The 8,518-nt window shown below is 68.2% G+C and carries 8 protein-coding genes; 5 read left to right on the forward strand and 3 right to left on the reverse strand.

Annotation, left to right across the window (positions count from 1 at the left end; genetic code table 11):
- The coding region (locus AB3X43_RS10030) for an SDR family NAD(P)-dependent oxidoreductase (RefSeq protein WP_369429704.1) at positions 1-586 on the reverse strand (586 nt) is incomplete at its 3' end.
- A gap of 72 nt (positions 587-658) precedes the next feature.
- Between AB3X43_RS10030 and AB3X43_RS10035 the strand changes: the two genes are divergently transcribed.
- Both AB3X43_RS10035 and fghA read left to right on the forward strand, forming a co-directional pair.
- Positions 659-1,777: an S-(hydroxymethyl)glutathione dehydrogenase/class III alcohol dehydrogenase gene (locus AB3X43_RS10035; protein WP_369429705.1), complete on the forward strand. Its 1,119-nt coding sequence runs from the start codon at positions 659-661 to the stop codon at positions 1,775-1,777.
- A gap of 2 nt (positions 1,778-1,779) precedes the next feature.
- Positions 1,780-2,688, forward strand: a complete 909-nt coding sequence (gene fghA / locus AB3X43_RS10040) for an S-formylglutathione hydrolase (protein ID WP_369429706.1) — start codon at positions 1,780-1,782, stop codon at positions 2,686-2,688.
- A 3-nt stretch (positions 2,689-2,691) separates the two neighbouring features.
- Here fghA and AB3X43_RS10045 read toward each other — a convergent pair whose 3' ends face one another.
- The gene (locus AB3X43_RS10045) at positions 2,692-5,169 is read right to left on the reverse strand and encodes an EAL domain-containing protein (RefSeq protein ID WP_369429707.1); all 2,478 of its coding nucleotides are present in this window, start codon (positions 5,167-5,169) and stop codon (positions 2,692-2,694) included.
- Between the two features lie 237 nt (positions 5,170-5,406).
- On the opposite strand from AB3X43_RS10045, the gene AB3X43_RS10050 reads away from it, so the two are divergent.
- On the forward strand, positions 5,407-5,901 hold the full coding sequence (locus AB3X43_RS10050) for a CreA family protein (RefSeq protein WP_369429708.1): 495 nt from the start codon (positions 5,407-5,409) through the stop codon (positions 5,899-5,901).
- Here AB3X43_RS10050 and AB3X43_RS10055 read toward each other — a convergent pair.
- Positions 5,894-6,832 carry a LysR family transcriptional regulator gene (locus tag AB3X43_RS10055; protein WP_369429709.1) on the reverse strand — a complete coding sequence of 313 codons (939 nt, stop codon included), beginning with the start codon at positions 6,830-6,832 and terminating at the stop codon, positions 5,894-5,896. The genes AB3X43_RS10050 and AB3X43_RS10055 overlap by 8 nt on opposite strands.
- Before the next feature lie 91 nt (positions 6,833-6,923).
- On the opposite strand from AB3X43_RS10055, the gene AB3X43_RS10060 reads away from it, so the two are divergent.
- Positions 6,924-7,523 (forward strand): FMN-dependent NADH-azoreductase, encoded by a 600-nt coding sequence (locus AB3X43_RS10060; protein ID WP_369429710.1) that lies wholly within the window; start codon positions 6,924-6,926, stop codon positions 7,521-7,523.
- Between the two features lie 34 nt (positions 7,524-7,557).
- Positions 7,558-8,442, forward strand: a complete 885-nt coding sequence (locus AB3X43_RS10065; protein ID WP_369429711.1) for a pirin family protein — start codon at positions 7,558-7,560, stop codon at positions 8,440-8,442.
- Positions 8,443-8,518: the final 76 nt, after the last annotated feature.

Below are 8,518 nucleotides of genomic sequence, written 5' to 3' on the forward strand. Positions count from 1 at the left end.
TCTCGATCAGCCCTGGCGCCACGGCGTTGACGCGGATGCCTTCGGCCGCGACTTCCCGCGCCAGACCGATGGTGAAGCTGTCGATGGCGCCCTTGGACGCTGCGTAATCGACGAACTCGCCCGGTGATCCCAGCCGGGCGGCCCGCGACGACAGGTTGACGATGGCCCCGCCCGCGCCACCCCACGCCGTGGACATCCGCCGCACCGCTTCCCGCGCACAGACGAAGCTGCCGACGACGTTGGTGTCGAACACGCGCCGCAGGCGATCGGCGTCCATGTCGATCACGCGGCCCTGGCGTTCGATCACGCCCGCGTTGTTGACCAGCGCCGTGATGCGGCCGAGTTCGGCATCGATCCGCTCGAACAGCCGCACCACCTCGGCCTCGACCGCCACATCGGCCTGCACGGCCAGCGCCCGGCCGCCGTCGCCTCGGATCTGCGCGACCAGCGCTTCGGCGAGGTCACCGCGGCTGCGGTAGCTGAGACAGACGGCGTAGCCCTGCTGTGCAGCCAGCCGCGCCACCGAGGCGCCGATGCCGCGGCTGCCGCCGGTGACGAGGAGGAGGGGAGTCGGGTCGGTGTGCATGCCGCAAAGTATCGACCTGATCGCTACACTGCGGCGACCCTTTCGTCATCGTCATCGCAGGAGACCACCCCCATGAAAACCCGCGCCGCCGTCGCCTGGCAAGCAGGCCAGCCCCTCACCATCGAGACCGTGGACCTCGAAGGACCGAAGTTCGGCGAGGTGCTCGTCGAGATCAAGGCCACCGGGATCTGCCACACCGACTACTACACGCTCTCCGGCGCCGACCCGGAAGGGCTGTTCCCGGCCATCCTCGGCCATGAAGGCGCGGGCGTCGTCGTCGATGTCGGCCCCGGCGTCACCTCGCTGCGCAAGGACGACCATGTCATCCCGCTCTACACGCCCGAGTGCCGCCAGTGCAAGTTCTGCCTGAGCCGCAAGACCAACCTGTGCCAGCTCATCCGCGGTACGCAGGGCAAGGGCCTGATGCCCGACGCCACCAGCCGCTTCTCGCTGAACGGCAAGCCCATCCTCCACTACATGGGCACGTCCACCTTCAGCAACTACATCGTCGTGCCCGAGATCGCGCTGGCGAAGATCCGCCCGGACGCGCCGTTCGACAAGGTCTGCTACATCGGCTGCGGCGTGACGACCGGGGTGGGCGCGGTGCTGTTCACGGCCAAGGTCGAGGCGGGGGCGAACGTCGTCGTCTTCGGGCTGGGCGGCATCGGGCTGAACGTGATCCAGGGCGCGAAGATGGTCGGCGCGGACAAGATCATCGGCGTGGACCTGAACCCGGCGCGTGAAGCCATGGCCCGCAAGTTCGGCATGACGCACTTCCTGAACCCGAAGGACATCGAGGCGGCCGGCGGCAGCCTGGTGGACGCCATCGTGCAGCTCACCGACGGCGGCGCCGACTACAGCTTCGAGTGCATCGGCAACACCAAGGTGATGCGCCAGGCGCTCGAATGCACGCACAAGGGCTGGGGCCGCAGCATCATCATTGGCGTGGCCGAGGCGGGCGCGGAGATCTCGACGCGGCCGTTCCAGCTCGTCACCGGGCGCAAATGGGAAGGCTCGGCGTTCGGCGGCGCCCGCGGTCGGACCGACGTGCCGAAGATCGTGGACTGGTACATGGACGGCAAGCTCAACATCGACGACCTGATCACCCACAAGCTCAAGCTGGAGGACATCAACCGCGGCTTCGCGCTGATGAAGAGCGGCGAGTCGATCCGCTCGGTGGTGGAGTTCTGAGCATGACTGCATCGACGAACGTGCCCGGCTTCGACCGGCTGGAACTCGTCAGCGAGCACGGCTGTTTCGGTGGCGTGCAGCGGTTTTATCGCCATGCCTCGCGCGAGATCGGGCTGCCGATGCGCTTCGCGCTGTTCCTGCCGGCGCAGGCGCTGGCGGGCGAGGCCGTGCCGCTGCTGACCTTCCTGGCGGGGCTGACCTGCACCGAAGAGACCTTCACGGTGAAGGCCGGGGCCCAGCGCGCCGCGGCGGCACATGGGTTGGCGCTGCTGATGCCCGACACCAGCCCGCGCGGTGCCGGTGTGATCGGTGAGGCAGACCACTGGGATTTCGGCGTCGGTGCAGGCTTTTACCTCGACGCCACGCACGCGCCCTGGGCCGGCCACTGGCGCATGGAGAGCTACCTGCTGCGCGAGCTGATCCCCGGGGTGTCGGCGCAGTTCGGGCTGGACGGCACGCGGCTCGGCCTGTCCGGGCACTCGATGGGTGGTCATGGCGCGCTGACGCTGGCGCTGCGGCACCCGGGGCGCTTTGCCAGCGTGTCGGCGTTCGCGCCGATCTGTGCGCCGACGCGGTGTGCGTGGGGCCACAAGGCGTTCACCGGCTACTTCGGGCAGGACGAATCACGCTGGGGCGACCACGATGCGAGCGTGCTGATGGCGCAGCAGGAGGGCGTGCCGTACCCCGATGGCATCCTGATCGACCAGGGGCTGGCGGACCAGTTCCTCGCCGAGCAGTTGCACCCGGAGGCGTTCGCAGCGGCGTGCGCGTCGGTCGGCCAGCCGCTGACGCTGCGGCGCCATGCGGGCTACGACCACGGCTACTACTTCATCGCCAGTGTGGTCGATGACCATGTGGCGCACCATGCGCGGGTGTTGGTACCGGCGCTGGCGCACGACCCGGCCAACTGAAGCTCAGACTGCTGCCGCCTGCTGGAACGCTTGCCGCCACCGATCCAGTGCCGCAGCCGGCAGCGCCAGGGCGTAGTGGAAGCCCTGGACCTCGTCGCATCCGATGTCCGTCAGGCGTTCAACCGCTTCGGCGTTCTCGACGCCTTCGGCCGTCGTGCGCAGGTTCAGGTGGCGCGCCATCTGGACGATGGCCCGCACGATCGCCTGTTCGTCCGGACCCTGGCCAAGCCGGGCGATGAAGGAGCGGTCGATCTTGATCCGGTCGAAGCGGAAGCGGTGAAGATAGGCCAGGCTGGAGTAGCCGGTGCCGAAGTCGTCGATGGACAGGCCCACGCCCAGCGCCTTGAGCTGGCCGATGGTGCGCAGGGCCTCGCTTTCGGTGCCGATCAGGACGGACTCGGTCAGCTCCAGCTCCAGGCACGCGGGCGAGAGTCCGCTGGCGGCCAGCGCGGCCGACACGTCCTGCACCAGCGTACCGGACTGGAATTGCACCGGGGAGACATTGACGGCCATTTTCAGGGGGGCCCAGCCGTCGCGGAGCCAGGTGGCAGCCTGGCGGCACGCTTCGTGGAGGACCCAGGCGCCGATGGGCACGATCAGGCCACTTTCTTCGGCCACCGCGATGAACTCGCCCGGCTGGTTCACCGGCTGACCCGGGCGTCGCCAGCGCAGGAGTGCTTCGACACCGACCAGATCCCCGCGCTGCAGCCCGATCTGTGGCTGGAAGTGCAGCTCGAACTCCTGGCGCTCCAGCGCGAGGTGCAGCGCGCTGCGGGTGCTGATGTGGGCCATCAACTGGGTGTTCATGTCGGGATGGAACATCCGGAATCGATTCTCGCCGGACTGTTTGGCCACATACAACGCGGTGTCGGCATGGCGCATCAGCACCTCGGCGTCCTGCGCATGTTCCGGATGCACCGCGGCACCGATCGATACCGAGAGAAAGAGCTGCACGCCATCGATCTCGAACGGGCGGCTGAACGCCGTCACGATCGCTTCGCATTGGTGCACGACCTGCTCGGATGAACGGGTGCTGGGCATCACGGCCATGAACTCGTCGCCAGACAGGCGGCAGGCGGTATCGCCAGCACCGAGACAATTCTGCAGCCTGACCGCCACCGCTTGCAGCAGCGCGTCTCCGGTCGCATGGCCATGGGCATCGTTGACCAGCTTGAACTTGTTGAGATCCAGGTAAAGCAAGCCCACCGAGCGGTGTTGCCGGTGGGCCTCCGCCAGCGCCCGGTGCAGCAGGCTGTGCCCGCGCACCCGGTTCGGCAACTGCGTCAGCGCGTCATGGAATGCCAGATGCTCGGTGCGCAGCCGTTCTGCCTTCTGGCTGGCCAGACGTGCGTGGATGTAGACCAGCAGGACGCACAGCACGGTGAGTTCCGCGAACTGCACGGGCTTGCCTTTTCGGCTGACCCAGACGGCCGTTCCCATCAGGATGGCCGACACGGCAAAGGCGCATTGCAGGGCGCGGGACCCTGGCCGGTCCGGGCGAGGTGTCCGCCAGGCGGCCAGCGGCCAGGCCACGAAGACGGCCTCGCCGAGGGTGTTGACGAGCTTGCGCAGCGCCAAGGGCTGGTCCGAGAAGAGGGTACCGATCGCAGCCAGCAGGGCCAGGGCGTTGAGACCACCGAGGACCCAGGCCCAGACACCTCGGCGACCGACGTCCAGCAGCGCCCTCGACGAGAGCGTGAACAGGCAGTAGCACAGCGCCGCCGAGATCGTGAAGACTGGAACGAGGTGCCCGACGATGGCGGGTGCGAAGTAGGGCAGCAACTGCCCGCGGATGGTCGCGGAAAAGCACTCGGCAGCGGTCAGCAGGCCGGCCAGCATCCAGCTGGCCGGATCGCTGGTCCACAGCAGCAGTCCGACCAGCATCAGACAGACCGTGAGCGTGATGGTCTCGTGCACCAGCGTCCAGGACAGCGCACGGGTGTAGGTATCCGGTGTCCATGCCTCGATGACCGTGGTCGGAACCGTCTCGTCCTGTGCACGAATGAGGATGCGCAGGGACGCGCCCGGCGCGAGCGTGACGGGGAACACCGGTTCGACGTGGTGCAGGACGCGTGCGGCCATCGGCCAGCCGCTGCCGGAGTGCTGGTGGTCCAGTTCGTGCAGCGTGTCGGGCTGCAGGGCATGGAACTGCACATCCCGAATGCGCCAGGGGCTCAGGACGATCCAGCGTGTCAGCGGCTCGGCGCTGCTGTTGTGCAGCACGGCGGTCAGCCAGACCGCATTCGGAATCCACGTGGAATTGCGGTTCGGCTCGGTCGCGGGGAGCCAGCCCGGCTGGTTCAGCACCTCCGTGCCGCTGGAGACTTGCCCGGGCGCCTGCTTGAGGGCCACCATGCCCTCGACCAGCGAGACCGGGACGGCTCCGCTGGAAAGATCGATCGGCACGGTCGCCGGCACGGCGCGGGCCGTTCCCAGGATGCCGAACAGGAGGACCAGGCCGCAGCAGCACTGCAGCAGCACGCCCAAGGAGGTCCGCTGCCGCTGACGACGGGGGGCTGTGTCAGGGAATGCGGGGGGAGTCAAGGCGTTGGAGGAGCAGCGGCATGGGCCTCGATTTTGCGAGATCGGGCGGACGCTTTTCCGGTGGAAACCGGTGCTACTTCATGAAAACCGGGAGGAAGACCGGCGCGACCTGCCGGGTAGGAGATTCAGCTTGATCGTGCATGGTGTCACGATTCTCGTTCATCATGTCGGCCCATGCAGACACACACCCGCTCCTCCTTTCTCGCCCGCGCGGCCTTGTCCGGTCTGGTCCTGGCGGCCGTGGTCATCTGGCCGGCCCGCGCCGAGACGATCGGCGAGGTCAGCACCGTCTTCAAGCTGATCGGCCCGAACCACAAGATCGTCGTCGAGGCGTATGACGATCCGCTGGTCGAGGGCGTCACCTGCTACGTCTCGCGCGCCAAGACCGGCGGCATCAGCGGTGCAGTCGGGCTGGCCACCGACAAGTCGGACGCCTCGATCGCCTGCCGTCAGGTCGGCGAGATCCGCATCAAGGAGCCGCTGCCGCAGCAGGACGAGGTGTTCAGCGAGCGGCTGTCGATCCTGTTCAAGCGGCTGCGCATCGTGCGCGTGGTCGACGTGAAGCGGCAGTCGCTGGTCTACATGACCTACTCGGAACAGCTCATCGAAGGGTCGCCCAAGAACAGCGTCACCGCGGTGCCCGTGGGCAAACCGATCCCGGTCAAGTGAGCGGTGGCGCCGGCGGCTGGTCCGCGCCGCCGAGCGCGACCAGCAGCATGTCGATGAATACCCGCGTCTTGGTCGGCATCAGCCGGCCACCAGGAAACACGGCCCACGCCGTCGGACTGGGCAGGCACCACATGGGCAGCACGCGCCGCAGCCGCCCCTGGCGCACGTCGGCCTGCGCGAAGTAGTCCGGCACCGCGGCGATGCCGGCGCCGGCGCGTGCCAGCCGGATCAGCAGTTCGGGCGAATTGGCACCGACCCGGCCGGGTGGCACGCCTTGCCAGCGTTGCGTGTCGCGCATCAGCGTCCAGGCGGCTGGCTCGCCGTTGCTGCCGAGGTTGCGCACCGCCTCGTGCGCGGCCAGATCGGCCGGCTCCATCGGCTCCTCCCGTTCGGCCAGATAAGCCGGCGCGGCGTACAGACCGGAGGGAAATGTCTTCAGCCGGCGTGCAGCGAGCAGGCTGTCGTCCGGCAGATCGCCGATGCGCACCGCCAGATCGAAGCCCTCGCCCAGCAGATCGACCCGCCGCGGCGAGAGGTCCAGCTCCAGCGAGATCGCTGGATGCAACGCGACGAACGCCGCCAGTGCATCGACCAGCAGCAGGTTGGCGAAGTCGCTGGGCATCGACACCCGCAGCCGGCCGCTGGGCGCAGCCTGGCGGTGGGCGCTGAGGGCGGTCACGGCCTCTACCTCGGCGGCCACCTGCTGGGCGTGTGCCAGCAGCTGCTCGCCGAACTCGGTGAGCGTCTGGCGCCGTGTCGTGCGCAGCAGCAGGCGCTCGCCGACCCGCTGCTCCAGCATCGCCAGCCGGCGCGAGACGGTCGATTTGGGCAGGCCGAGCTGGTCGGCGGCACGGCTGAAACTGCCCAGTTCGGCCACGCGGGCAAAGATGAGCAGGTCGTTCGGGTCGATGGGGATGTTGTATTGTTCCATTGGCAGGACAATCATATCCAGATGGAGGGATTTTTACGTGAATTGATGACGGATAAAGTTCAGTCATCCCTTCCAACCCTTGGACACCGCCATGAACATCCTCCAGATCAACGCCAGTGCCCGCCGCGATGGCGCGAATTCGACCCGCGTGGCCAACCAGGTCACCGCCCGCCTGCAAGCCGCCAACCCCGGCGCCAGCCTGACGCTGCGTGACCTGGCGGTGACGCCGCATCCGCTGCTGGACGAAGCCGCGCTGGGCGCGCTGTTCACGCCCGCCGATGCCCGCAGCGCCGAGCAGGCCGACCGGGTCGCGCTCGACGACGCGCTGATCGCCGAGATCCAGGCCCACGACACCATCGTGCTGGGCGTGCCGATGTACAACTTCGGCGTGCCGGTGCAGCTCAAGAGCTGGATCGACGCCATCGCCCGCGCCGGCGTGACCTTCCGCTACACCGCCACCGGCCCGGAAGGCCTGCTCAAGGGCAAGACGGTGTATGTCGCACTGGCCCGCGGCGGCCTCTACCGCGATACTCCGAACGACTCGCAGGTGCCGTACCTGAAGAGCGTGCTGGGTTTCCTGGGCCTGACCGACGTGCGCTTCATCTACGCGGAAGGTCTGGCCATGGGTCCCGACGCTGCCGCCAAGGGCTTTGCCCAGGCCGAGGCCGATCTGAACGCTGCGCTCGCCTGATCCGCTTCCACCACCGAACCGAAAGGACTGGACCATGACCACCCCGACCACCGCCCCCACGATCCGGAATCCGCGCCGCGTGGAGCGGCTGGTCACCGGCATGGCCACCTCCGATGGAGCGGGCGTCAAGCTGACCCGTGTGCTGACGCAGTCGCTGCAGCGCCGGCTCGATCCCTTCCTGATGCTCGACGCCTTCGGCAGCGACCAGCCGGACGACTACATCGCCGGCTTCCCCGACCACCCGCACCGCGGCTTCGAGACGGTGACCTACATGGTCGCCGGGCGCATGCGCCACCGCGACAGCGCGGGGCATGAAGGGCTGCTGGAGAACGGCGGCGTGCAGTGGATGACAGCCGGCCGCGGCGTCATCCACTCCGAGGTTCCACAGCAGGAACACGGCCTGATGGAAGGCTTCCAGCTCTGGCTGAACCTGCCCGGCCGCGACAAGATGAACCCGCCGTGGTACCGCGACTTCAAGGCCGGCGATCTGCCGAAGTTCGTGACGCCCGAGGGCGTGGCCGTGACGGTGATCGCCGGCGAGAGCCACGGGGTGACCGGCGCCGTGACCCGCGAGGCCACGGCACCGCTGTACCTCGATGTGCACCTGGGCGCCGGCACCCGCTTCGAGCAGCCGCTGCCGGCCAGCCGCAACGCCCTGGTCTATGTCTACCGCGGCGCGGTGGCGATCAACGGACAGGTGGTTCCGGTGCAGCGCATGGCACTGCTCGCCAACGATGCCGGGGCCGACGGCGTGGTCATCGAGGCCGACGCCGAGGCCCGCGTGCTGCTGATCGCTGGAGAGCCGCTCAAAGAGCCGATCGTCCAGTACGGGCCGTTCGTGATGAACAGCCAACAGGAGATCTACCAAGCGCTGAGCGATTTCCGCGATGGCCGCCTCGGTGAATCGACTGCGGCCTGAAGGAGGTCCGCCATGACCGAGCTGCTTCGACTGTCTGGCCGCCAGAGCGAGGTGGCCGCGGGCCTGCGCGTGCGCC

This window comes from Sphaerotilus sp., assembly GCF_041083715.1.
Classification (GTDB): domain Bacteria; phylum Pseudomonadota; class Gammaproteobacteria; order Burkholderiales; family Burkholderiaceae_C; genus Sphaerotilus.